This is a genomic window from Cohnella ginsengisoli (assembly GCF_029525555.1).
GTDB classification, from domain to species: domain Bacteria; phylum Bacillota; class Bacilli; order Paenibacillales; family Paenibacillaceae; genus Cohnella; species Cohnella ginsengisoli.
The window spans coordinates 1,518,417-1,542,608 of record NZ_JAPDHZ010000002.1; the positions used below are offsets into that span (position 1 = coordinate 1,518,417).

At 60.8% G+C, this 24,192-nt stretch carries 21 protein-coding genes and 3 pseudogenes; 2 read left to right on the top strand and 22 right to left on the bottom strand.

Annotated elements, in window-relative coordinates; translation table 11 throughout:
- Positions 1–151: 151 nt before the first annotated feature.
- From OMP38_RS07335 to OMP38_RS07415, 18 genes and pseudogenes are all read right to left on the bottom strand, one after another.
- Complete coding sequence (locus OMP38_RS07335) at positions 152–901, bottom strand: lipid II flippase MurJ (protein ID WP_338130428.1); 750 nt, start codon at positions 899–901, stop codon at positions 152–154.
- Between the two features lie 145 nt (positions 902–1,046).
- Positions 1,047–1,820: pseudogene (locus OMP38_RS07340) on the bottom strand (oligosaccharide flippase family protein); the annotation flags it as partial.
- Between the two features lie 21 nt (positions 1,821–1,841).
- Positions 1,842–2,321: a DUF456 domain-containing protein gene (locus tag OMP38_RS07345; RefSeq protein WP_277564494.1), complete on the bottom strand. Its 480-nt coding sequence runs from the start codon at positions 2,319–2,321 to the stop codon at positions 1,842–1,844.
- 7 nt (positions 2,322–2,328) lie between these two features.
- The gene (locus OMP38_RS07350) at positions 2,329–3,072 is read right to left on the bottom strand and encodes a Cof-type HAD-IIB family hydrolase (protein WP_277564495.1); all 744 of its coding nucleotides are present in this window, start codon (positions 3,070–3,072) and stop codon (positions 2,329–2,331) included.
- 152 nt (positions 3,073–3,224) lie between these two features.
- Positions 3,225–4,565 carry a peptidoglycan D,D-transpeptidase FtsI family protein gene (locus OMP38_RS07355; RefSeq protein WP_420869596.1) on the bottom strand — a complete coding sequence of 447 codons (1,341 nt, stop codon included), beginning with the start codon at positions 4,563–4,565 and terminating at the stop codon, positions 3,225–3,227.
- A gap of 139 nt (positions 4,566–4,704) precedes the next feature.
- Positions 4,705–5,421 (bottom strand): annotated as a pseudogene (locus tag OMP38_RS34530) (hypothetical protein); the annotation flags it as partial.
- Positions 5,393–5,635 carry an S-layer homology domain-containing protein gene (locus tag OMP38_RS35655; protein WP_420869626.1) on the bottom strand — a complete coding sequence of 81 codons (243 nt, stop codon included), beginning with the start codon at positions 5,633–5,635 and terminating at the stop codon, positions 5,393–5,395. The pseudogene OMP38_RS34530 and the gene OMP38_RS35655, both read right to left, overlap by 29 nt.
- Positions 5,532–5,828 carry a TolB family protein gene (locus tag OMP38_RS07365; RefSeq protein WP_277564496.1) on the bottom strand — a complete coding sequence of 99 codons (297 nt, stop codon included), beginning with the start codon at positions 5,826–5,828 and terminating at the stop codon, positions 5,532–5,534. The genes OMP38_RS35655 and OMP38_RS07365 overlap by 104 nt, the downstream gene beginning before the upstream one ends.
- Entirely contained in the window at positions 5,809–6,642 is an 834-nt protein-coding gene (locus OMP38_RS07370; protein ID WP_277564497.1) for a TolB family protein, read from the bottom strand. The genes OMP38_RS07365 and OMP38_RS07370 overlap by 20 nt, the downstream gene beginning before the upstream one ends.
- Before the next feature lie 98 nt (positions 6,643–6,740).
- Complete coding sequence (locus OMP38_RS07375) at positions 6,741–8,210, bottom strand: sensor histidine kinase (RefSeq protein ID WP_277564498.1); 1,470 nt, start codon at positions 8,208–8,210, stop codon at positions 6,741–6,743.
- Positions 8,200–8,898, bottom strand: coding sequence for a response regulator transcription factor (locus OMP38_RS07380; RefSeq protein WP_277564499.1), 699 nt, complete (start codon positions 8,896–8,898; stop codon positions 8,200–8,202). Before OMP38_RS07380 ends, OMP38_RS07375 begins: the two co-directional genes overlap by 11 nt.
- A 201-nt stretch (positions 8,899–9,099) precedes the next feature.
- Entirely contained in the window at positions 9,100–10,734 is a 1,635-nt protein-coding gene (locus OMP38_RS07385; protein ID WP_338130484.1) for a peptidoglycan D,D-transpeptidase FtsI family protein, read from the bottom strand.
- Positions 10,616–11,125, bottom strand: a complete 510-nt coding sequence (locus OMP38_RS07390; protein WP_277564501.1) for a hypothetical protein — start codon at positions 11,123–11,125, stop codon at positions 10,616–10,618. Before OMP38_RS07390 ends, OMP38_RS07385 begins: the two co-directional genes overlap by 119 nt.
- 731 nt (positions 11,126–11,856) lie before the next feature.
- Complete coding sequence (locus OMP38_RS07395) at positions 11,857–12,978, bottom strand: transglutaminase domain-containing protein (RefSeq protein ID WP_277564502.1); 1,122 nt, start codon at positions 12,976–12,978, stop codon at positions 11,857–11,859.
- Positions 12,975–13,421 carry a hypothetical protein gene (locus tag OMP38_RS07400; RefSeq protein ID WP_277564503.1) on the bottom strand — a complete coding sequence of 149 codons (447 nt, stop codon included), beginning with the start codon at positions 13,419–13,421 and terminating at the stop codon, positions 12,975–12,977. Before OMP38_RS07400 ends, OMP38_RS07395 begins: the two co-directional genes overlap by 4 nt.
- A gap of 72 nt (positions 13,422–13,493) precedes the next feature.
- Positions 13,494–15,110 carry a hypothetical protein gene (locus tag OMP38_RS07405; protein WP_277564504.1) on the bottom strand — a complete coding sequence of 539 codons (1,617 nt, stop codon included), beginning with the start codon at positions 15,108–15,110 and terminating at the stop codon, positions 13,494–13,496.
- Complete coding sequence (locus OMP38_RS07410) at positions 15,107–15,853, bottom strand: ABC transporter ATP-binding protein (RefSeq protein ID WP_277564505.1); 747 nt, start codon at positions 15,851–15,853, stop codon at positions 15,107–15,109. The genes OMP38_RS07405 and OMP38_RS07410 overlap by 4 nt, the downstream gene beginning before the upstream one ends.
- Before the next feature lie 5 nt (positions 15,854–15,858).
- The gene (locus OMP38_RS07415) at positions 15,859–16,242 is read right to left on the bottom strand and encodes a GntR family transcriptional regulator (protein WP_277565202.1); all 384 of its coding nucleotides are present in this window, start codon (positions 16,240–16,242) and stop codon (positions 15,859–15,861) included.
- 195 nt (positions 16,243–16,437) lie between these two features.
- Between OMP38_RS07415 and OMP38_RS07420 the strand changes: the two genes are divergently transcribed.
- On the top strand, positions 16,438–17,679 hold the full coding sequence (locus tag OMP38_RS07420; protein ID WP_277564506.1) for an MFS transporter: 1,242 nt from the start codon (positions 16,438–16,440) through the stop codon (positions 17,677–17,679).
- Positions 17,680–18,090: 411 nt separating this feature from the next.
- Here the strand turns inward: OMP38_RS07420 and OMP38_RS07425 are convergent, their stop codons facing one another.
- Together OMP38_RS07425 and OMP38_RS07430 are read right to left on the bottom strand one after the other, a co-directional pair.
- Positions 18,091–19,920 (bottom strand): ABC transporter ATP-binding protein, encoded by a 1,830-nt coding sequence (locus tag OMP38_RS07425; RefSeq protein ID WP_277564507.1) that lies wholly within the window; start codon positions 19,918–19,920, stop codon positions 18,091–18,093.
- Positions 19,898–21,663: pseudogene (locus tag OMP38_RS07430) on the bottom strand (ABC transporter ATP-binding protein). The gene OMP38_RS07425 and the pseudogene OMP38_RS07430 overlap by 23 nt, the downstream one beginning before the upstream one ends.
- A 192-nt stretch (positions 21,664–21,855) precedes the next feature.
- Between OMP38_RS07430 and OMP38_RS07435 the strand changes: the two are divergent.
- Entirely contained in the window at positions 21,856–22,215 is a 360-nt protein-coding gene (locus OMP38_RS07435) for a DNA primase (RefSeq protein ID WP_277564508.1), read from the top strand.
- Between the two features lie 99 nt (positions 22,216–22,314).
- On the opposite strand, the gene OMP38_RS07440 is transcribed toward OMP38_RS07435, so the two are convergent.
- Both OMP38_RS07440 and cyoE read right to left on the bottom strand, forming a co-directional pair.
- Positions 22,315–23,037: an SCO family protein gene (locus OMP38_RS07440; RefSeq protein ID WP_277564509.1), complete on the bottom strand. Its 723-nt coding sequence runs from the start codon at positions 23,035–23,037 to the stop codon at positions 22,315–22,317.
- 6 nt (positions 23,038–23,043) lie between these two features.
- Positions 23,044–23,913 (bottom strand): heme o synthase, encoded by an 870-nt coding sequence (cyoE, locus tag OMP38_RS07445; RefSeq protein ID WP_277564510.1) that lies wholly within the window; start codon positions 23,911–23,913, stop codon positions 23,044–23,046.
- Between the last annotated feature and the right edge of the window lie 279 nt (positions 23,914–24,192).

Sequence of the window (24,192 nt, forward strand, 5' to 3'; positions counted from 1 at the left end):
AAGCGGTCATCTCCATTACCATAATTCCATCCGACTTTCAAAAATTATCAGTAATGCCGCCGAATAAGCAAGCGAAAATACGAGCCTTAATCCTTATAAAAAAGGCCCCGTTCCGCATGAACGAGGCCTTTTAACGATTCGCTATAACCGTTTAAGCAGTGCCTTTCGTCGCTCGTCCGCCTCGCGCAAAGCGCAGGAACGGACGCAGCACGCGCCGGATGCGCGCCGGGTACGACTCCAGGTCGTCCGCGCGAAGCACGCCGAATGCCGTGAGCAGCACCGGATACACGGCGCAGATCAGAAGGCCGAGCGCGCCGGTCGCGAGCAGATACGGCCACTTCCAGCCGAGCGGCGCGGCCAGGTGAAGCACGGCATAGACGAGAGCGCCGCCCGCCGCGGAAAGAATCAGCACCGTCGCCGCGAAGCCCGTCCAACGGTCTCCGAGCGCGCGCACGCCAGCGCGCTTGCGGATGGACATCATGTTGGTCATCGTGGCGAACATGAAGCAGAGCGCTGTCGCCGTGACGAGGCCGTAAACGCCGAACAGCGGCGTCAGGATGAGCGACAGCACCAGCTTGATGAAAATGCCCACAAGCGTATGCTTCATCGCGAGTCGCTGCTGGCCGAGTCCGTACAGGATCGAATTCGACGTCATCATCGTGATCTGGAAAATGGTGCCGCCTGCCAGCATGCCGACGATCAAGCTGGCGTCGGGCGTGGAAAACAGCGATCCGTTAACTGCATGGGCGCCAACCGTCATGAGCAGCACGAGGGGCATCCCCGAAAATATACCGATTCGGAGCGCGAGCGTCGCCTGCTTCTCGACCCGAGATCGGTCTCCGGAAGCGTAAGCCGCAGAGAGCACCGGAAGGATCGATTGGCTGAGCGCGATCGCGAGCACCGGGGGGGATGCCGGCGATCGATTGTGCGTTGGTCGTCAGATAAGCGAGCCAGGTCAGCGTCTTTTCTTCGCCGAAGCGCCACTCGCTCAACCGGGTCAAAAGCGTCTGGTCGATCATATAGATCGCCTGTACGGTCATCGCCGTCACCAGAATCGGAATGGAGATACGGAAGATCGCCCGGTAAATATCCCGGTTGCTGCGCAGCACCGGAGGACCGCCCGCCGCGCCTCTACCCGGGGATCGTTCCGCGCGTTCCAGTTCGCCCGTTCGCTCGTCGCTTTTTCTGAGCTTGACGCCGTAATACACCATGACCGCGAACGCGCCGACGCTGCCGACGACGCTCCCCAGCGCGCCGCCTGCGGCCATCTTTTCATTGCCGTAGCCCCAGCCATGCAAGGCAAATACGAATCCGATGGCCGTGACGACGCGGGCGATCTGCTCGACGACCTGGGACACGCCGCCCGCCATCATGAGCTGGCGCCCCTGGAAGTAGCCGCGCATCATCGCGATGACCGGGAACAGCAGCAGCGAAGGGGCGATCGCCCGGATCGCCAGCGTCGCATGCTGCGTGCCGGCGAGCCACGTATAGACTGGAGCCAAAAGCAGCAGTCCGATCGTCAGGACGAGGCCCGCAATCATGCCGAACTTCATCGCCGCGCGATAGATGCGCTTGACTTCGTTGCCCCTGCCGAGTTCGACGCGCTCCGATACCATCTTGCTGATCGCGCTTGGAATACCGGCGGTAGCGACGACTAATAGCAACAAATAGACCGTATTCGAAATGCCGAACGCGCTGTTGCCGACCTTGTCCATCACATGCTCGAGCGGCACGCGCTGAAAGATCCCGATGACGCGGGCGATGAGCGCCGCCGCCGTCAGGATCAGCGTGCCTTTGATGAGCGAATCCTTTTTAACCATCTACGGGTATCAGTCCTATCGCTAGATTAGCCAGATGAAGAAGATGACGATCATCGCCACCTGGAACACGACTTTGGCCACCGTGCTGGTGAACAGCCCGACGAGCGAGCCCCAGCCGACGAGCATCGCCTTTTTCACGTTCGATCCGCTCACGAGCTCGCCGAGGAAGGCGCCCGCGAACGGGCCGATGATCAGGCCGAAAGCCGGGATGACGAACGGGCCGATGAGCACGCCGATCGTGCTGCCCCACACGCTCGCCTTGGAGCCGCCGAAGCGCTTGACGCCCCAGGCGTTCACGACGTAATCCGCGACGAACAAAATGATGACGATCAGCGTCTGGAAGCTCCAGAACCACCAGCCGAACGGCTCGAACGAGAAAAACCAGCCGTAGACGAAGAAGGCGAAGTAAATCGCCAGCGCCCCCGGCAGGATCGGATAGACAGCGCCTGCGAGACCGATCGCGAACAATGCGATGACGAGTACCCAGCCCAAAATATCCATTCGGACATCACGCCTTTAAAATATAGTTTTGAATCGCTTGCGCCACGCCGTGCTCGTTGTTCGTGCCCGTCACGACGTCCGCTTCGGCCTTGACGGCGTCCTGCGCGTTGCCCATCGCGACGCCGAGGCCCGCCGCGCGGATCGCCGCCAGATCGTTCAGGCTGTCGCCGACCGCTACGGCTTCGGAGATGTCGCAGCCGATCATGCGGCACACCTCTTCGATCGCCGCCGCCTTGCTCACGCCCGCGGGGTTCACCTCGATGTTGAAGGGCGAAGAATTGCTCAGCTCCAGGCCCTCCCACGTCAGCAGCTCTTCCCACAACTTCGCGATGACCGACGCGTCCTCGTCGTAGTAGCCGAATTTGAGCCACGTGCGCGAATACGTATCGTCTACCCATTTTTCCTTGTTGTAAATACCGTCCGTCGCGTACGCCCAGAACCAGGCGACCGGGTGCCGCTCCGCCAGCATGTGCAGCTTCATGATCTTTTCCGTGTCCATCGGGATGCGACGATGGATGCTGTTCGGCTTCGTCCAGATCTCGCCGCCGTTGACCGTGATCATCGGCGTCTGCAGCCCGAGCTGCTCGACGATCGGAAGCGCCGTCGGGAAGCCGCGTCCCGTCGATGCGATGACCGTCACGCCGGCCTCGCTCGCTTTTAGAATCCACTTCTTGTTTTCCTCGCTGATCTCCTGCCGGTCGTTCAGCAGCGTCCCGTCCAGATCGAGCGCCAGCAGCTTGTACTTGACCACCTAGCCTACCACTCCTTCTGATGCGGCCGCAGCCCGCTTGCAATCTAAGTCATTCTAACATAATCGAGGGGTAAAAAACGACAAGCCCCCGCCCCGCCGCGTCGAAGCGATGGGTCGGGGGCGGGTCGGGCATCGGCCCGAACGCCAATCTTTTAAGGCTGCTGCGTCATGTCGACCGCCACGTTCGTTGCGAGCGGCGGCCTTGGACCTGCATCCGTAAGGCCGACCTCGGCGTCGTACGCGTCGAAAATCTTGCGCGCGATCGGCGCCGCGCCCCATCCGCCGTACCCGCCGTCCGGCACGACGACCGCGACCGCGAGCTTCGGCTTGTCCTGCGGGGCGAACGAGATGAAGACGGCGTTCTCGACGAACTTGCGCTTGCCGACGCCCTGCTGCTGGGACGTACCGGTTTTGCGGTAGAAGTCGTAACGCACGTTGTCGAAGCCTTCCACCTTGACCTGCGCCATGCCGTTTTCGATCGTCTTCCAGTACGAATCGGGCAGATTGATCTCGTTGAGCACCTGGGGCTTCATCGTCGTCACGACGTTGCCGTCCGCGTCCGTCGTATGATCGACGAACAGCGGCTTCATCCGCTTGCCGTGGCTGGCGAGCGTCGCGGCGTACTGGGCCAGCTGCAACGCCGTATACTTGCCCTGCTGGCCGAAGGAGGCGTAGATCATCGCGGACTGGTAGCTGTCGCGCGTCGCGCTGTTGAAGTAATCCACGATGCCCGGCGATTCCTTCGGCAGTCCGCTGCCGGTTTTTACGCCCAGTCCGAACTCCTTCATGTGCCGATCCCAGATGTCGACGCTGTCTTTCTTGTATTTGATATACAGCGCGTTACCTACCATTTTGGCCATAAACGCATTCGAAGACTTGGCGATCGCTTTCGTAGGCGTCAGCTCGCCGTTGTAGGAGCGTCCCGCATTCTGCACCTCGGCCTGGCCGTCGCGTCCGAACTGGAAGTACCCTGGGTCGTTCCATGTCGACGAAGGCGTAATCAGCTTTTCCATCAATCCGGTCAAAATCGTCAGCGGCTTCTGCGTCGAGCCCAGCGGCACGAGCGACGTCGGATGCTGCGAGCGCTCCTTCGGATCGTCGTAGGGCGGGAACACTTCGCGAATCGCGCCATTGCCCATCGCAGGCGTGATCGCGTCGAGTTCCTCCTGGCTAATGCCGCCCTGCCACACATTCGTATCGTAGTCCGGCATGCTCGCCATCGCTACTACCTTGCCCGTCGCCACCTCGATCGCGACCGCATAGCCCGTCGTCGGCTGCGCGTCCTTGAGCGTCTTGACCGTAGACGCGCGGGTCGTCGCGATCTGATCGAGGATCGCTTGCTGCGCGGTGAGCTGCACGTTGCGGTTGATCGTCAGATACAGGTTCTGACCCTTGACCGGCTTGGTCAGCTTCATGTCGCCGACGATCCGGCTCATGCTGTCGATCTGGTAGGACTTGTAGCCGTTCAGGCCGCGCAGCTCCTTCTGGTACATGAGCTCGATGCCGTCGTAGCCGACATCCTCCGTATCCAGGTATTTCAGCGCCGGGTCGGACTGATCCTCGTTGATTTTTTTTGTAAAAATCGAGATTCTGCTTGGCGCCCTTCATCTTGGCCATATAACCGACCAACTGCGCGGCGACCCGGTCCGGACTGTATTGGCGGATGCTCTCCTCCACGATCTCCACGTCTGGATACTCGTCGCGGTGCTCGCTGAGGTAGGCGATCTCCTCCTTCGTCAGTCCGGACTTGATCCGTCGCTGCTGGAACGGCAGATGCGTTCTACCCTTGATATCCATGGCCTTGACGACGTCCTCCGCCGTCATCGGCACGGCCACAGGATCGCCCTTATCGTTGAACAGCTTCACGAGCTTCGCGGCCATTCCCTCCGCCGTCTCCTGCTTCATGCCCGTCTTCAGCGTGAAGTAAAGGGACTGCGTAGAGATGGAATAGGCGATTCGCTGTCCTTTGGAATCGTAAATATTGCCGCGGATCGGCGGGATGGACACGCCCTTCGTGATCAGGCTGGTCTGGCGTTCCTTGAGGCTCGGGCCTTCGACGAACTGGAGATACGCCAACCGTACGATCAACATGGAAAACAGGAGAAAGGTGAGCATGAAAAAAACGTTCAGCCGGATGCTGAAGTGGCGGCGGTTGCGTGATTCCTTTTTTTTCTGCTCTTCTGTCTTGACTTCGGCGTTCATCTCGAAGCTTCCCTCCCGGCTCGGACTCTCTATCATTCTAGCATAAATGAGTTCGCGGAGCAGGGAACCGGTTCTACTGCCTCTAGAGATACCGTATGGTAAAAAAAACCGGCGCCGCTCATGGGGAGCAGGGCCGGCGCATGGCATTAAGTTTGAACGATCGTCTCAAAAATCGCTGCAGAATGGCCGCAACTTCCGCTCTCGTCGCCGTCTCCTTCGGCGCGAAGCTGTTGCCGCCGCGGCCGGCGAAGATCTCTTTAGCCCCCCACCGCCAAATGCACGACGCTGCTATTGAACTCGCTGCCGTCCCATACCGAATAGGCCAGCGCCTTACCGGAAGGACTCCAGACCGTCTGCGGATTTTCGACGTCCAACGCGATGTTAGTCGACTTGCCGGCCAGCAGGTCGTACACGTAGAGACCCATTACGTTCGTTCCGGACGCGGCGCTCTTCATGCCGTAGGCGATCAGCCGCTGATCGGGCGACCAGGAGACGCCGCCGAGCTCCGTGCCTTCGGCGATGACCTTCGGGTTTTTACCGTCGGCATCGTACATTGTCAACGTCTTTTTTAGAATCGTTGTACTGCAGCACGAGCATCTGCTTGCCGTCCGGGGACGGCACCAGATCGGATACGCGCGCCAGATTCAGATTGGTCTGCGCACCGGTGGCCGGGTCTGCCATATACAGCGTCTCATCCGAATTGGAGGTGTAATAAACGTTGCCGTTCATCTGGCGGACGATGATCAGCCCCTCTGCCGGAAGCCCTTTAACGGCTTCGATCTTGCCGTCCGTGCCGGCCGTATAGGCTCCGCCGCCGTATGCGGCGCCGATCACCCGGCCGTCGTCCGACCAATGCGCGCTCATCGCACCGGCCGTCGGACCGCCAGTAATCGGGAACGAATCCATCGTCGAAAGGTCCAGCACGCGGTAGATCGGATCGCCCAGCGAGAACTCGCTGTAAATCAGATGCTTTTTGTCCGGCGACAGCTCCCCGTCTCCCAAATTCGCGTCCTTCTGTTCTTTGAGCGGTTCGAACCGCTTGGTTGCGAGCGTGTAGCGGTAAAGGCTTCTCGGATACGAATCCGCCAGTTCCGCCAGGCTCATCTTGCCCAGCGACTCGTTGGCTTTGACTGAGATCACCGTCTCTTCGTCCAGCCAATCGGTAATCGCGACATGCGCGTGCGGATCGGACGTTTCGACGGATACGTCGGGCACGGACGACGGTTTGCCGTCATTTTCGATGACCGTTATCGTTTTGCCGGGCTCCTTGATCACTTCCCGGTCGCCGGCTTGATTGTCGCTGCACGCGGCAAGCGTCATGAGCAGCGCCGGAACTGCCACCGCGATTTTCAAAGCTTTCGTTTTCATTCCCATCGCCTCCTTGCCACTCAATTTACCAGCCGAATGTTGATAAAGTACGACCGATTGTTTCGAAAATGTAAACAAATATATCGAAATGTTCGTAGCTATGAGGATTGTCTATCGCTCCAGACCGGATATGCGATGCGAAACGTCGTCCCCTCCTCACCCGAGCGAACAAGCGCGATGGAACCCCCTTGCATCTCGGCATATTTTTTCGCCAGCGAGAGCCCCAGGCCGGCGCCCCCGTTTTCCCGCGACCGGTTCTTGTCCACCGTATAAAATGGCTCGAAAATTTTGTGCGCGACCGTTTGCGGGATGCCGATGCCCGTATCGGCGATCTCGATGACGACCTGTCCGTCCCGCTCCTCGCAGCTGATCCGAATGCTCCCCTTGGTCTTGTTGTACTTGATCGCGTTGTCCAGCAGATTCATCAGCACGATCGTCAAGCTGTCGCCATCCGCATCCGCGCTCGCTTCCGCCAGATTCGTCTCGAGACGAAGGCCGAACTTGTCCATCTTGCCTTGCAAGCTGTCAAGCACCGACGCGATCGTCCGGCGCACATCCACTTTTTCTTTCGTAAATTCAAAATCGTATTTTTCCAGTGCGGACAGCCGCAGCACCTTTTCGACCATTTCGTACAGACGCTGCGTGTCGCCGGCAATGTTCGCCTTGGCCGTCTGCAGCAGCGACTCGTCGTCCGGATACATGTCCATCAGATCGAGATAGGCTTTGATTGACGTTAATGGCGTTTTGAATTCATGCGTGACATTGCCGATAAACTGCTTCTGCTGCTCATCCAGCTTGGACAGCTTGTCGACCGCCAGCTTCAGCTTTTCCCGCTCGTCGTCCTTGTCGCGGATCGTCTGCCTGATACGCTCGCTCATCGCGCGAATCCCTTCGCCCAGCTCGCCGATCTCGTCCCTGCGCTTCACGCCGGCCGTATCGTAGCTGCCCTCCCGGATCCGGTTCACCGCTTGGTTCAGCTTGATGATGCTGCCGGAGAGCGCGTTAAAATAAAAATAGGCCAAAATAAAGCTGAGCAGAAACGTGCCGGCGCCAATAAACTCGAACAGCCGCTTGATTTGATCGTAGAAGACCGCGTTGGCAGCCAGATCGTAATAAAACTGCACGACGCCCACCTGCTCGTTGCCGACGTTCAAGGGAGCCAGATAGTACAGCGCATCATCTTCGACCAGGTAAGCCGTTTTCCGTTGGAGCGCGTAAGCCAGCGTCTTGCCGATGCCCTCGGACACGACGCCGGACTTGTTTTTATAGATCGCCTTTCCGTCCGCATCGTACAGCTCGATCGTCTGTCCGCTGATCTGCTCCAGCTGCCTGCCGAATTCCGCGCCTTTGGAAGCGAGATACGTCTCGGGCACCTTGTTCGACTCGGCCGTCAGCGACTGATACAAGTACGTATTCGCCGTCGAAGCCTGCTGCGCCATAAATTGCTCGACCTGCGCGCGCTGATTGTTCTGAATGCCCCGAAGCACGAGCAGGCTCATGACGAGGACCGTCAACAGCAGCAGCGCCGCCAGAAAAACGCTCGTTTTAAGCTTGATGCTAATTCTCAATACGCCCGCCTCCCGCGGCTTTATAGCCGATCCCGTGCACGGTCTGGATGACGTCGCTGCAGTCCTCGCCCAGCTTTTTTCTCAGCCGCTGCACGTGGATATCGACGGTTCGCGTGCCGCCGGCGAAGTCCATGCCCCACACCAGGTCCAGCAGCTGCTCCCGCGTGTATACCATTCCCGGACGGGCGGCGAGCTGCGCCAGCAGGTCGAACTCCTTGGGCGTCAGATCGAGCAGTCTTCCGCCCGCCGTCGCCCGCCTTTTCCCGACGTGCAGCGCGATGACGCCAAGCTCGATCTCGGCGGATTCCTCCATTTCGCCGGCCGCTTGCATCCTGCGTAGCAGCGACTTCAGCCGCGCCAGCAGCTCCCGCATGTCGAACGGCTTGGTCATATAATCGTCAGCGCCAAGCTCCAGTCCGAGCACCTTGTTGACGATATCTTCCTTGGCCGTCAGCATGATGACGCCGATGCGTCCTTTGTTTTGCAGCTTTTTAAGAATATCGTATCCGTCCATACCCGGCAGCATCACATCGAGCACAATGGCATCGGGCCGGTAAATGCTCAGCCTCGCCAGCGCCTCGCCGCCGTCATAGACCGTTTCGACCTCATAGCCCTCCCGCTTCAAGGCATAGGCGATGGCGTCGGCGATTTTTCGCTCGTCCTCGATGACCATCACTTTTTCGTGCATGGGGCTTCCTCCGTTAGCGCGCGGCCTGAAATGTGAAAACCGTTTTCGCCCCCTATGCTAGTGCAGTTAAGTTCGCTTGTAAAGCCAAAGCGGCACGTCAAGCAAAAAGCTCCGTCCGCCGATCGGCTCTCCCTCGAGAACCCTGCCGGCAGCCGGAGCTTTGATTAATGATGAGCGTCAAACAGGTGTCGTATCGCTCTCTTATTGTCCAGCAGGCGTACCCGCCGCCTTCTTCGCCGGTCCAGCGTCCGTCAATCCCACCGCCGCGTCGTACGCGTCGAAGATTTTGCGCGCGATCGGCGCCGCGCCCCAGCCGCCGTAGCCGCCCTCGGGGACGACGACCGCGACCGCGAGCTTCGGATCGTTGGCGGGGGCGTAGGCGATGAACACCGCATTCTCGACGCGGCCGCCGCCGACGTCCTGCTCCGACGTACCGGTCTTGCGCCGGAACGAATACTTGAAATCGTCGAAGCCCTGAACCTTAACCTGCGACATGCCGCTCTCGATCGTCTGCCAGTAGCTTTTCGGAAATTCGATCTTGTTCAGCACTTCGGATTCGTAGCCTTGCACGACGTTGCCGTCCGTGTCCTCGATGCGGTCGACGAACTGCGGCTTCAGCCGCGTGCCGCGGCTCGCGAGGGTGGTCGCGTACTGCGCCAGCTGAAGCGCCGTGTAGCGCCCCTGCTGGCCGAACGAGGAGTAGATGAGCGCGGACTGCGCGCTGCCCCGCTTGGATTCGATATAATAGTTGACCGATCCCTTGGATTCGCCCGGCAGACCGCTCTCCGTCTTGACGCCGAGCCCGAATTCCTTCATGTAATTGTCCCAGACGTCCAGTCCCTTGGAGCCGTCGCGCAAATAGAGCTTGTTGCCCACCATACCCGCCATGTAGGCGTTCGAGGAATGGGCGATCGCGGACGCCGGCGTCAATATGCCGTTGGCCGCGCTGCCTGCGTTGCGAACCCTCGTCTTGTGGCCTTCGCGCCCGAATTCGAAGTAGCCCGGATCGGAAAACGTGGAACCGGTCGTGATCAATCCTTCGTTCAGGCCGAGCAAAATGGTGAGCGGCTTCTGCGTGGAACCGAGGTTGACGAGCGAGGAAGGATGCTTCTTGCGCTCCTTCTCGTCCGCATAAGGCGCCTGGACCTCGCGAATCGCGCCGTTGCTCAGATAGAACTGGAATTGCTCGTAGTTTTTCGCGCTGATCCCGCCCTGCCACACGTTCGCGTCGTAGTCGGGCATGCTCGCCATGGCGACGACCTTGCCCGTCTTGACCTCCATCGCCACCGCGTAACCGGTCTTGGCGTTCGGGGCGCGCTCCTGCTTGTTGTTCGAGGTGCGGATCTGCTGCAGATGCTCGGTGATCGCGTTTTGCGTCGCCAGCTGCACGTCCTTGTTGATCGTCAGGTACAGGTTGTCCCCCTTGACCGGCTTGGTGAGCTCCATCGGGCCGATGATCTGGCTCTGATTGTTGACCGGATAGGTTTTCAGCCCGTTGCGCCCGCGCAGCTCGGACTGGTACATGAGCTCGAGACCGTCGAAGCCGACGTCCTCCGTATCCAGATACTTGAGCGTCGGGTCTTCCTGATCCTTGTTGATATCCTTGTAAAAATCAAGCGAAGTCGCACCGGACAGCTGCTTCATATAGCCGACGAGCTGCGTCGCGACGCGCTCTTTGCTGTACTGGCGGATGCTCTCTTCTACGATGTCCACGCCTTTAAATTCGTCGCGGTGCTCGCTGAAATAGGCGATCTCCTGATCCGTCAGCCCCGACTTGATCCGACGCTGCTGGAACGGGTAATGCACCTTTCCCTCGAAGTCCATGTCCTCGTAGATCTCGGCCGCCGTGAGCGGCTCCTTCGTCTTGTCTCCGTAGAGCTTGAATGCCGCCTCGATGCGCGCGGCCAGCGCCTGTCCTTCTGCCTTTTTTGGTGCCCGGCTCGAGCGTGAAGTAGAGTGACTGCGTCGACGTGGAGTAGGCGATCGGAAACCCCGCCGAATCGTAAATGTTGCCGCGGATCGGCGGAATCGATACGTCCTTGGTCGCCAGCTGATGCTCTTGCTCCTTCAGGTTCGGCCCTTCGACGAATTGCAGGTAGGCGAGGCGGATGATCAACACCGAGAAAAGTCCGAATACGGTAAAAAAGAAAAAGTTCAGACGAATGCTGAAGTGACGGCGGTTGCGGAGGACTCTCCGCTCCGCCTCTTCCGTCAGCTTGTCGCTCATAGAAAACATCCTCCTGTTGATACTGCGCCCGCAAGCGGGCTACCGCCTAATCGAGCGACAGGCAAAGATCTATGCGCCGCATTCGCGGCAGCTCTTGCCGCCAACGGGCACAGCGTACGCACGACCTGCAACCAATAGCGGAACATTCTTCCGCTAACGGCTCGCAGGCATATAGTGACCCGGCGCCGTAGCGTAACTTTTTTCCGCTAACGGCTCGCACACGCTCGTGACCCGCACCCATAGCGGAACTTTCTTCCGCTAACGGCTCGCACACACTCGTGACCCGCACCCATAGCGGAACTTTCTTCCGCTAACGGCTAGCACACACTCGTGACCCGCACCCATAGCGGAACTTTCTTCCGCTAACGGCTCGCACACACTCGTGACCCGACGCCGAAGCGGAACTTTCTTCCGCTATCGGCTCGCACACACTCGTGCCCTTGCGCCGTAGCGGAACTTTCTTCCGCTAACAGCTCGCACACACTCGTGCCCTTGCGCCATAGCGGAACTTTCTTCCGCTAACAGCTCGCACACACTCGTGCCCCAGCGCCATAGCGGAACTTTCTTCCGCTAACAGCTCGCACACACTCGTGTCCCTGCGCCGTAGCGGAACTTTCTTCCGCTAACGGCTAGCACACACCCGTGCCCCGGCACCATAGCGGAACTTGCTTCCGCTAACGGCTAGCACACCCCCGTGCCCCAGCGCCACGGCTTTAACTTCCCGCTCCTGCCTACGCCGAGCGAATGTGCGTATCGTCGAAGCGCGGCGGGTTGAACCAGTCGCCCGTCTTCGCCCACGTCGAGTCGAGCGGGATCCACTCGCCGCGGTCGCCGAGCAGCACCTCGTTCCAGGCATGCGGACCATATCCGCCCTGCCCGTTGTAGCCCTGTCCGGTCACGACGCGCACGTTCAGGCCGACCGAACGCGCCATGGCCGCGTATAGCCTGGCATAGTCGATGCAGACGCCCTCGCGCGTGCGGAACGTATCCTCCGGCGACTGCTCGCGCCACTCCCCGCGCTGCTCGTACGCTTCGGCCTTCGCGTCGTCGTAGGCGACGCGAGTGCCGACCCACTCGTACAGCGCCCTTGCCTTCGCCTCGTCGCCGTCGGCCTGCGACGTCACTTCCTTCGCCGCGCTCACGATGTCCGTCGGCAGGTCGGCGTCGATGATGTCGTAGCGCTTCTGCCATAGCTTATCCATCTCGCCCTGCATCGACGCGGCCAGCACCGGCAGCCGCTCGGTCAGCAGGTCGCCGGCGGCCGGCCGTATGATCTGCGCGGCGGCTTCGCGGTAGAGCCCGGACTGCTCGATATACTGGGCGAACGCGCTTTGCGGCGACAGCGCGCAGTAGGCGAACAGGACGGCGGTCACGAGGATCGCCCGTCCGCCGCCCAGCGCCGCGCCGATGAGGCCGCCGACGGTCCGGCTGACAGGCCCGCCGCCCGGTACAAGAACAAAAGGCGCGGCGCCCACGCGAATGAGCAGCGAGGAGACCGTGCCAAGCACATACCGAAGCAGCAAGTAGGCGATCAAAAACAAAACGGCAAAACGCAGCAGCGGGAGATCCCGCACGCCCGAAAAGGCGGTGTAGCCAAGCTGACGCCAGGTCGAAGCGTCGGCCGCGGGCATCTCCCAATTGCGCGCCGCGAGCCAGCGCTGGACGGCAGGCGACGCGGCCGAAGCGCACCAGGCGGCCGCTCCCATCGCGACGAGCGTCAGGAGCGCGCCCGAGAGGAATAAAAACAGCTGCTTGGCGGAGCCCTTGGCACCCCGCCTCATGCCTTGAAGGAGGGACACCGCTACGAGCGCGAGCAGCGCGATAGTGACGAAGTTCCCGTCCAGCCAGCTCATTTCGATGCTTGAAGCGCCGTCGTCACGAAGTCGCGAACGGGCCCTTCCATTTTCCACGTGCCCAGCGATACGCTCCGGAACTTCACGTCCACCTCGCCGGAGTTCGGCGTGCCGGTCAATTCCAGATTCGGAGATTTGACGAGATAGGTGCCGTCCGGGTTCAATGTATAGGTCGCTTTTTTGGCTTCCTCGGCCATCGCCTTGGACGCCTCGTCCTTCATGGCCGACGTCGCGGTCTCTACGACCTGACCGCCGATCTCCTTCAGATCGCTCACCGTATAGCCCCCGTACACGACGACGCCTACGACGATCGCCGCGGCGAGCACCCATTTCAGCACGGTTTTGACCACGTTCAATATGACCAGCAGCGCGACGACCGCGATCAGGATCAATACCCAATGATCAGTGACGAACTGCTTCCAGGCCTCGGGTTCGAAGCTCATAAGATCTCCTCCATAGCTATAAATCTGTACTCTATTATACTTTACAGATTTGCCTCTCGTAAAACCCCGGACTTAGGACCGGAATTTGAAAGCTTGCTCGCCGCGCCGGCGCAGTCGGTCCTCGGTCGTGTTGAAGACGTATAAATGAATCCATTTGGCGCTCATTCGGATGGACAGCGGCACGACCGCGAGCACTAGCGCGGCGCCCGCGGTCAATGCGATCCAGTAAGCGGTGCCGATCCGGCCGCCCAGCAGCGTCTCGGGGACCGCCCAGCGCATCACCGTTCCCGGCAGAAAATAAGCGGCAAACCCGACAGGGAAGTACAGCCATCCGAGAAGAGAGCTTCGCAGCGTACAAGCCTGCATGAACGCGAGCGCGCTGACGAACAGCCCGCACAGTAAATAAGCGGCCAGTATATAAAATATGCTGCCGATTCGGTCGCCATGCGAAAAGTAGTCAAGCCCCTCTCTACCGCCCAGCGCGACGCCTGCGGCCAAGACGGCCAGCAAGCCTGCCGATGCTCGCAGAACGAACGCCCACACGGCGAGAAATCTCGCCAGCAGCAGATGATGCCGCGGATAAGGGAGTCCCAGCCACCATTCCAGCCTGCGCTTGTTCGCCTCGTGGGAGATCTGGATCGTGATCGCCAGCATAGGCGCGATGCAAGGGATGACCAGCATGGCCCGCAGCGCGCTCAAAAGTCCCAGCGGATCCCTGGCGCCGAAGTAGCCGCCGATTCCCGCGAGCAGCAGGAGTCCTGCGAAAACGAGCCGCACTGGCTTGATCGACGACCAGTACGCGTACCGCGAATGTTCCAACGCGTACAGCGCGGCGAATCCCTTGCCGATGCGCTCGTTTCCGACGGCGGCAGTCTTCCGCCCGCTCCGCCCGCTCATAAAGCCGAAGCTGCCGGGTCGATGACGGGCGAGATCGGGTATTCCATAACGGCCTGCGAGCCAGAGGCAGGCCCGATAGGCCAGCGCGGCAAGCAGAAAGCCGACGACCGCATATTGAACGATGCGGCCGGCGCCGAGATAAGGCATCGCGTCCGTTTCGAGGCTCGAGAGGATACCGAACAAGCCGAACGGCATGATCGTTACGACAATCCATGGAACGAGGAGCCATCTCCGCCAGCCGTAATACATGCCCAGCAAGCTGTATCCCGCGAATGTTCCGAGCGGGACGAGCGCGGCATACAGCGGCGCGTGAGCGAGCGCGATAGCCGCGAGCTCGCCGCCGCCGAGCATCGTCCCCGTCTCATCTTGTACAGCGAGCAGAACGGCGCCATGGCCGATGCATACGAGCCATATGCCGGCGGCGGCGACGTACTGAATGCCGCAAGCCGCGATCAGTTTGGCCTTGACCAGACTTGACCGCGGGACGGGCAGGCCGAGCCACCATTCTCGAAACCCGTTCTCCCATACGGTCATCGCCATGCCGCCGCCCGTATATGCCGCGATCAGGAAGACGAGCATGGCGCCAAGCGCAAAGATCGATTGTGCCGAAAAGCCGTCTCCGAATAAAATCAGCGAAGCGACAAGGAGCGTGGCCAGAGCCAAACCCCAGTAAGCCAACAATGCCGCGTCCCTCGGCAGCATCGAACGATAAGCCCGCCATTCGAGCCTCAGCAGCGCCTCTTCGGCCGGCTCCAGCCGGAGCAGGCCGCACATCCGATCGCTCGGCCTCATGCGAACACGTCCCGGTAGCAGGATTCGACCGAACGTCCGCTTGCCCGCAACTGATCGACGTCGTGGCAGCCGAGCATGCGCCCTTCGCCGATGAGCACGATCCGGTCGAACAAATTTTCCATCTCGCGAATATCGTGCGTGGCGATCAGGAACGTGCGCTCGCCGTCCGCCAGCTCGCCGACCACGGCCTGCGCGATCGATTCGCGGGACACCATGTCGACGCCGGCGAACGGCTCGTCGAGCACGATGATCGGTGCCTGCCGCGACAAGCAGGTGAGCAGCTGAAGCCGCGCTTCCTGGCCGCGCGACATCGATCCGATCCGCTGTGCCGGGTCCACGTCCAGCTTGACGACCAGCTCCTCCATACGCGCTTCGCTCCAATCCGGATACAGGCCAGCCGCCAGCCGCAGCCACTCGCCCGCTCCCAAGTACGGCGGCAGCTGCCCCCGGTCCGGCAGGAAGGACAGCACGCCGAGCCGTTCGGGCCCGGCAGGGGCGCAGAACAGCTCCGCCCGCCCGCTGTCCGGCGGGAACATGCCCGTCAGGATGCGCATGAGCGACGACTTGCCCGCCCCGTTCGGACCGAGCAGTCCCGCGAGGCTGCCTGCCGGTATCTCGAACGATACGCCGTCGAGCACGGTTTTTTTCTTGACGCGAAGCGTGACGTCCACGCAGCGAATGGCCGGCGCCTTGGCTCCGGCGGCCGCGGAGAACTTCGCCTCCGGATATCGCGAATCCGCCATGACGATCACTCCTTTTCCCGGGCTAACGCCAATAATTGATCGAGAGTCAATCCGATCGAGCGGGCCGTCTCCTCCAGCCTCGCGACCGCTTCCCGCGCCAGCTCCCTTCGCGAGATCCCTATCACCGCTTCATCCTCCGTCACGAACGTCCCCTGCCCCCTGTAAGTCACGATTAATCCCGGGCGCTCCAGCTCCTGATACGTCTTCATGATCGTCGTCGGATTGACGCGCAGGCTCGCCGCCGCTTCGCGCACGGACGGCAACCGTGTCCCGGGCCCGAGCTCGCCTCTGGCGATCATCGCGCGCACCTGCTCTACGAATTGCTCGTACAGCGGCCGGGAAGGATCGAGCCGGAAGTCCTCCGGCTTCCATATGCGGATCGGCGGCATCGCCACACCCCGCTTCCTTTGTGTGAAGTGTATGGAAACACGCCATACACTATATGCGTAAAGTGTACCATGCAGCGCCATACACTTCAAGCCCCTCTTTCCCGCGAAAGGTCATATCCTCGTCCGCCCCGGCGTACAAGTAGGAATAACGTTTAAGACGCCCGTCCTGCGTCTTTGCAAATGGAGGCGAACGCAGTGAGGATGGCCATTTGGCTGTATTTGTTTTTGTTCGTCGCGTTCTTCGATCTGCATGCCCAATATCCCATGCTCACGCCGTTCGCCGTGTCGCTCGGCGCCGCGCCTTCGTTCATCGGCCTGGTGATGGGGATGTACTCGCTCACGCACCTGCCCGGCAACCTGCTGGCGGGGTATGGCGTCGACCGGTACGGGAGCCGATTTTTTATCTCGGCCAGTCTCGTCGGCGCCGGCGTGCTGCTTCTGCTGCAGTCCAGGGTCACCGACCCCTGGCATCTGCTCTATGTCCGCTCGCTCAGCGGATTCGTGCTCGCCTTCTTGTCGCCGGCCTGTCTGTCCCTGCTGGCGAAGCTGACGCGGGATCATATCAAGCGCGGCAAACTGATGGCCGGCAACGGACTCGTCCATACGGTCGCCTCCGTCGTGTCTCCCGCAGCGGGCGCCTATCTTGCCGCCAAGGTCGGCTTCGCCCAGTCGTTCGCGCTTCTCGGTTGGGGACTGCTCGCGACCGGCCTGCTGTCGCTATGGTTCGTGCGAGACCCGCGGCGCGGCGCCGATGCGAATGTCGCTGCCGATGCGGCCGAGGCCGCGGGCGAAGCCGCGCTGGCGGAGCAGGCTTCGATGGGCGCGCCCGGGCCGAACGAAGAAGCTGAAGGAGGCTCGGCCGGGGCTGTGCCGCGCAGGTTTCCTTGGGCGGTGTTCCTGCTGCCCGTGGCGATGGCGTTCGCGCAAGGCATCCTCTCCTTCGAGCTGCCGCTGCGGGCGATCTCGGCCGAGGACGGCGGCGTACTGACGACGGGCATCCTGTTTTCCGTCGTGAGCCTGGGCGCGCTCGCCACGCTTGGCCTGCTGTTTTTGCAGCGTTACTTGCCCTACTCGCGCTGTGTCATCGGGGTGCTGCTGCTCGCGCTCGCTTACTACGGACTCGCCTCGGACTGGCCGGTCCCGATGATGGCGCTGCTGTTTGTGGTCGGCATGGCCAAAGGCGTCGTCTTTCCCGCGATGACATCGTTTCTGCTGCAGCTCAGCGGCCCGACCCGGTACGGCCGGACGTTCTCGCTCATGGCGATCGCCTCGTCGGTCGGCGCATTTCTCGGACCGGTGGCGGCCGGCGCGTTTCGCGGGCAGCTATCGCCGTTCTTCCTTTCCTTCGCTATCCTCATGCTCGCGCTGCTGGCGCTGGCTCCCAAGCCGGTGTACAAGGAAGGCTGGCATCCGCAGCCGGCGGTGCCTCACGCTTAGCGCAAAAGTGGCTGTACCAGGCAGCTGAAAAGATGCCGGAATCGTTAAACGGGACGAAGCAGAGGAGTTTCCTGCTTCGTCCCGTTTGCACTTTTGGTCTACGGCTACTTTTATCGGCAGCTTAGCGGGGGAGACGATGCCGTCCGACCACAGGGCTTATGCTTGTTCAAAAATGGAAGCGGAAATCGCCGAACTCAGCTGTTCATTACCTGTCCAAAAACGCTATCTGGCTCGATCGTCTCAGTCGGCACTTCTTCGCACTCCCACCCAACCGGCGCGTCGACACACTTTCACTCTAGTCGCCTCATTTTTGCTAACGCACCCGACACCTGCGTGCCCGGCACCGGCAGCACCGGCGGCGCGTCCCCTATGCTCCGCCTTCGCCTCTTTGCCTCCGACGACGCGCACGCCTTACCCCGTTCCCCGCTCCTCCTTGCCCTGCGAATGCAAGTACAGCTCCTCATAGTACCCATGCTGCTCGAGCAGCTCGGCGTGGCTGCCCGCCTCGACGATGCGGCCCCCGCTCATGACGATGATGCGGTTCGCCCGCATGACGGTCGAGAGCCGGTGCGCGATGACGAGCGTCGTCCGCTCCCGCGAGACGACCCGGAGCGCGCGCTGGATCAGGTGCTCCGTGTACGAATCCAGATTGGCGGTCGCTTCGTCGAGGATCAGGATCTTCGGCTTGAACACGATGATCCGCGCGAACGAGATCATCTGGCGCTCGCCCGCGGACAGCCCGCTGCCGCGCTCCGACAGCAGCGTGTCGTAGCCGTCCTTCAGCCGGCCGATCAGATCGTCGGCGCCGACGAACTTGCAGGCGCGGATGACTTCCTCGCGCGTGATCTCCTCGTCGAACATGCGGATATTGTCGACGATACTGCCCGAATACAAATACGGCTCCTGCTGGACGAGCCCCATGAGCCGGTGCAGGGACGACTGCGGCAGCGTCCGAATGTCGGTGCCGTCGATACGGACATCGCCTTCCCACACATCGTAGAAACGGCACAGCAGGCTGATCAGCGAGCTTTTGCCGGCGCCGGTCGTGCCGACGATGCCGATCATCTCGCCCGGCGCGATATGCAGATCCAAATCGTGCAGAACCGGCACGCCCGCTTGATAGCCGAACCGGACATGATTGAAGTCGATCCGTCCGGCGACCTGATCGCGCGCCAGCTGCTTCATCTCCGCCGCGTCCTCGATCTCCGGCTTCACGGCGAACAAGCTCCAGATGCGGCCGACCGAGACGGTGGTCGACTGCAGCGTGTTCCACTGCGACGTAATCGTGCTGATCGGCTGGAAGAATTGGCGGATGTACGTAATAAAAGCGTATAAAACGCCGAATTCGATCGCGCTGTTGAACACCGCCACGCCGCCCAGCCAGGTGACGAGCGCGATGGATAGGCTGCCCAAGATGTCGAACGAGCGGTTGAAAAGCACGTTGGTGCGGATCTCGCGCAGATTAGCCCGCAGGTACGTCCGGTTGTTGTCGGTGAACCGGTTCTGCTGCTTCCGCTCCTGGTGGAACGCCTGGATCAGGTTCATCCCCGCCAGATTTTCCGCCGCGAACGCGATCAGGCGCGACAGCGCGGCGCGGGAGAGTTGGTACGTTTTTCGCATATAGGTCCGAAATCCGATCGCGATGAGCGCGATGACCGGCAGCAAAATCAGGCAATAAAGCGTAAGCGTAACGTCGAGCTGGAACATGATCGCAATGATAAAAATGAGCGTCAGTCCGTCGCGCACGAGCGAGAGCAGCACCTGCGAGAAAAACTGGTTCAGCGTCTCCGTGTCGCTCGACACGTTCGTGATGAGGCTGCCTGCCGGCATCCGGTCGAAAAACGACATCGACTGCTTGCCGATATGCGCGAACAGGTCCTTGCGGATCCGGCCGATGATATTCTGGCCTAAATATTGAAGCAGATTGTTCTGCAAATAAGTGAAAAGGAAGCCGGACAGCGCAAGTCCGAGATAGACCGCGCAGATGACGAGCAGCGTTCCGAAGTCGTCGCGTCCCTTCAGGATGTTGTCGTCGATGGCGATCTTGACGAGATAAGGCTGCGCCAGATCGGCCGCGATGGCCAGCACCGTACAGCAGAAGACGAGAAGAAAGGAAAGCTTGTGCGGCCGAATGTATCCGAAAAAGGCGCGAAAAGCGGCCTTTTGATCAACGGACGATCTTGGGTCGGCGGAACTCCGGTCGGCGGCGGAACGCTGATCAACGGGCGGTCGGTTCTGCATCTTCGCGGCCTCCCTCCTCTTGAATGGCGTGCAACGTCGCGTACAAGCCCGCTTGCGCCAGCAGCTCGAGGTGCGTGCCCCGCTGCACGATGCGTCCCTCGTCCATGACGACGATCTCGTCCGCATGCTTGAGCGCGCTGATCCGGTGAGCGATGATGATCGTCGTCTTTCCTTTGCGGGCTTTGCGGATGCCGTCGATGATCCGCTTCTCGGTCACCGCGTCCACGGCGCTGACGCTGTCGTCCATGATGAGCACCGGCGCGTCCTTGATGAGCCCGCGGGCGAGCCCCGTCCGCTGGCGCTGTCCGCCGGATAGCGTGACGCCCCGCTCGCCCAATCGCGTGTCGAAGCTCTCGGGCAGCTCGGCGATCGATCCGTAGATCTGCGCCTGCTTGGCGGCCTTTTCTACCGTGGGCAGCTCCGTATCCCGCTTGTAAAAGGCGATGTTGTCGCGAATCGTCGTGCTGAACAAAAATCCCTCCTGGGGGGACGTAGGCGATCTGGTTCCGCAGGCTCTCGAGCGTAAGATCCCGGATGTCCGTGCCGGCGAGGCGTATCGTACCGGGCGGCGGATCGTATGCGCGCAGCAGCAGCTTGACGAGCGTCGTCTTGCCGCTGCCCGTCTTGCCTAGGATGCCGAGCGTCCGGCCCGGCGCGATATCGAGGCTGATATCGCGGAGCGACGGCCGCTCGGCATCGGGGTAGGCGAAGTTGAGATGCCGGATGCCGATCGCGGCCTGATCGATGCTGCGGTGACGCGCGCTCTCCGTTTCCCGGATATCCGGCTCTACCGCCATCAGGTCGCCGATCCGCTCGAGCGAAGCGCGCGAACGCTGCATCGCGTTGATGACATTGCCGATCGACTGCAGCGGCGCGACCATCATGCGGATGTACAAGGTGAGCTCGACGAAGTTGCCCAGCGTGATCGTATGCCGAAGGGTCAGGTACCCGCCATAGGCGATCGTCCCGATCATGGAGAGCGCGCCGAGAAAAGGGATGATGGCTTGAAAAAGCGAAGAGACGCGCACGAGGCGCAGCTGGTTGTCGCGAATGCGATCGACCGTCTCTCCGAAGCGCCGGTTCATGGTCTCTTCGGCAGCGAACTTTTTCGTGACCCGAATACCGCCGAATTGCTCCTCCGCCGACTCCGTCATTTTGCCAAGCGAGTCCTGGACATTCAGGGAACGCTTGCGGATGACGGGACCGAACCGCGTCACGATCCACGGGATCAGCAGCAGCGGCAGCACGCAGACGAGGACGAGACGCAGCGGAATGTCGCTGAGCGTCATCATGACGATCGCCGACAAAATGAGAATCGTCGCGTTGGTCGTCTGGTTGATCCCCATGGAGATCGATTCCCGGACGGCGGTCACGTCGTTCATCACGTAGCTGAGCAGCTTGCCGACGCCGTTTTTCGAATAGAAGCGCTCGCTCAGCGTGGTGAAGTGGGCGAACAGCTTTTTGCGCATATCGAACTCGTACAATCTGCCGAGCCGCATGACGACGTACTGGCCTGCGCCGGCCAGCACGCCGAAGGCAACGCCGACCGCCAGCAACGCCAGGCTGTAATCGACGATCGCCCCATGGGACAGCTGTCCCTTCTGCAGCCGGTCCGTAAAGCTGCCGAGTAGGCGGGGGGTAGTAGGACTGAATCGCATTGCCCGCCGCGATGAGCAGGATCGCAAAACCGTATACGTGCCATTTCGACTTGATGTAATCCCTGAGCATCCGTTTCGGCTTCAACCTGCATCACTTCCCGGAGAGAGATGGTCCTTGCGTATAGGCCCTATTCTAAAACTTTTTGACAGCGGTCTCAAACGCGCCTGTCCCTCCTTACGCTTAGAATACCCGGAGCCTGTGGTACAATAAAACAAAATACGGACGTCGAAAACCGGCGCTTATACGGTTCTTCGCGGCACCAGGAGGCGCAAACGCGTGGACATCGCCATCATCGTCGAAGGAAAAAACGACCGCAGCCGGCTCGCGCGCGTCCTGTCTCCGGAAGTGCCGATCCATTGCACCTTCGGTACGCTCAGCACGAGCCGGATCGAAGCGCTGCGCAAGGCGATCGGCCGGCGGCACGTCTACTTATACATGGACAACGATTCGTCCGGGAGACGCATCCGCGGCGTCCTGCGCGACGTATTCCCGGATGCGGACCACATCTACACCAGGCGCGGCTACGCCGGCGTAGAGGGCACGCCAGAGGAATATCTGATACAGCAGTTGGAAAAGGCGGGGCTCGACGAATTCATCCTATATCCGGCTCCCGATGCCGACCGCTGGAAGGAATAGCGATCGACGCCGGCATCTATCCCAAGCCACCCGTGTCAGCAAAAAAACAAAGCACCTCTCGTCGCATCCATCGATGCGCTAAGGGGTGCTTTATCGATTTTACATCAGCTTCTTGACCATCGCGTAGATGTCGTCGGCGGACGCCGAGCTCGGAACGCCGGACGACTCCGGCAAAATCTGCTGGCGCATGCGTCCCTTCTTGTCGACGAGGACGATCAGGTTGGCGTGGGAGAAAAATCCGTCCGCGTCCTTGACCGCGAGCAAGCCGTACTTGGAAGCGAGATCCGCCGTCTCGGCTTCGTCGCCGCGCAGGAACTTCCAGCCTGTATAGTCGGCGTGGTACTTGTCGCCGAACGTGCGCAGCGCTTCCGGCGTATCGCGAACCGGATCGATCGTCACGGAGACGATGTCCACGTTTTTACCGAACTGGCCGTCTGCCTTAAGCTTGTCCTGAACCTGCGAGAGCATGAACGTCGTCGGCGGACAGACGTCCGGGCAGTTGGTGAAGAAGAAGTAGACCAAGCGCACCTTGCCGTCGAGCGAGCTCATGCTAACGTCGTTGCCGTCGATATCCTGGTAAGTAAAGTCGGGCGCGGCTCCCTGGTCGGGGAGCTTGTCGGCTTGCTGCTGGCGGATAAGGAGCCAGGCGATCAACACGAGCAGCAGCGCGAACAGCGCGAGCGAAAAGCCGTACCGCACGTACCAAGGCTTCGCAGGCTTGACCTGAACGGTGCCGTTGGCATTGACGTTCAGAGGCGCAGGACCCGCGCCGGGCCGATCTTGATTCCCGGATACGCCGGGTCCTTCGAACTCTTGGGACATGTTACGCTACACTCCGTTCGTATCGAGTATCATCACGAGGAACATAATCATCAAATAATTGACGGAAAACAGAAAGTCCATTTTCGCCCACTTCTCGGTATCCTTGGCGACAAGTCCCGAGATCGCGTGGATCAGCCATGCGCCGACGATCACGACCGACAGCACCAGATAATAAATGCCGACGTAGTCGTACGTATACATCAGGATCGAGGCGACCAGCAGGAGCAAAATGTAAGGAATCATCTGCCACTTGGTGCGAAGAATGCCCTTCACGACCGGGAGTACGGGGAAGCCGGCGGCCCGGTATTCCTCTACGCGGCGGATCGTCAGCGACCAGAAGTGCGGCGGCTGCCAGAGGAACAGCAGCGCGAACAGAATCCATGCGCCGGCGTCCACTTCGCCGGTCACCGCGCAGTACCCGATCACGGGCGGCATGGCGCCGGAGATCCCGCCGATCGACGTGCTCCAGGTGGAGGTGCGCTTCAGCCAGATGGTGTAGACGATGCCATAGACGAACATGCCAAGCAGTCCCAGCCAGCCGCAGAGCGGATTGACGAGAATGAACAGCGTGGCGATCCCGAGCACGCCCAGCGCGATGGAGTAGCCGAGGACGAAGCCCGGGGAGAGCCGTCCCTGCGGGAGCGCACGGTCGCTCGTGCGGGACATTTTCGTATCGAAGTCCCGGTCCCAGTAATTGTTGAAGACGCAAGCCGCGGCCATCGTCAGCGTCGTGCCGATGAGCATCCAGAGCAGGTTCAGCCAAAAGTCCCAGCTCCCGATTTGCCACCTCGATGCGACCCAGAACCCGCCAAATGCCGCGACGAGGTTAAGACGAATGATGCGCGGCTTGGTCAGGGCCACAAGATCTTTGAACACGGTGTGCCTCCTTCAAACATAAAAAGCCGAGAACGGCCGAATCGTTTATCTATTTCCTTCTATTAGATGATAACCAAATCTGCACACCTTGACAATGTTCGCGCGGGGCTGTTCATCAAATCGCCACCTGTGCGCCATCGGGTCGACATCCGCCCGCCTTCAAAGCGTCAAAAAAGCGTCGGCGTTCGCTGTCACCTTTCGCCCATGGGCGCAATACACTGTACGGAGACATTCGCCCAGGCGACCGGGCAGGCGACGACTCGCCACGGACCGCTGCGA

Coding starts and splice junctions, on each gene's coding strand:
- OMP38_RS07345 (WP_277564494.1), bottom strand. CDS start 2,321: ATGGATATTTTGGGCTGGGTACTCGTCATCGCATTGTTCGCGATCGGT.
- OMP38_RS07355 (WP_420869596.1), bottom strand. CDS start 4,565: ATGTACCAGAAGGAGCTGCGCGGCCTGAACGGCTACAAGTCCTACCAG.
- OMP38_RS07365 (WP_277564496.1), bottom strand. CDS start 5,828: ATGTACGATGCCGACGGTAAAAACCCGAAGGTCATCGCCGAAGGCACG.
- OMP38_RS07370 (WP_277564497.1), bottom strand. CDS start 6,642: ATGAAAACGAAAGCTTTGAAAATCGCGGTGGCAGTTCCGGCGCTGCTC.
- OMP38_RS07380 (WP_277564499.1), bottom strand. CDS start 8,898: ATGCACGAAAAAGTGATGGTCATCGAGGACGAGCGAAAAATCGCCGAC.
- OMP38_RS07390 (WP_277564501.1), bottom strand. CDS start 11,125: ATGAGCGACAAGCTGACGGAAGAGGCGGAGCGGAGAGTCCTCCGCAAC.
- OMP38_RS07395 (WP_277564502.1), bottom strand. CDS start 12,978: ATGAGCTGGCTGGACGGGAACTTCGTCACTATCGCGCTGCTCGCGCTC.
- OMP38_RS07400 (WP_277564503.1), bottom strand. CDS start 13,421: ATGAGCTTCGAACCCGAGGCCTGGAAGCAGTTCGTCACTGATCATTGG.
- OMP38_RS07405 (WP_277564504.1), bottom strand. CDS start 15,110: ATGAGGCCGAGCGATCGGATGTGCGGCCTGCTCCGGCTGGAGCCGGCC.
- OMP38_RS07410 (WP_277564505.1), bottom strand. CDS start 15,853: ATGGCGGATTCGCGATATCCGGAGGCGAAGTTCTCCGCGGCCGCCGGA.
- OMP38_RS07415 (WP_277565202.1), bottom strand. CDS start 16,242: ATGCCGCCGATCCGCATATGGAAGCCGGAGGACTTCCGGCTCGATCCT.
- OMP38_RS07425 (WP_277564507.1), bottom strand. CDS start 19,920: ATGCAGAACCGACCGCCCGTTGATCAGCGTTCCGCCGCCGACCGGAGT.
- OMP38_RS07440 (WP_277564509.1), bottom strand. CDS start 23,037: ATGTCCCAAGAGTTCGAAGGACCCGGCGTATCCGGGAATCAAGATCGG.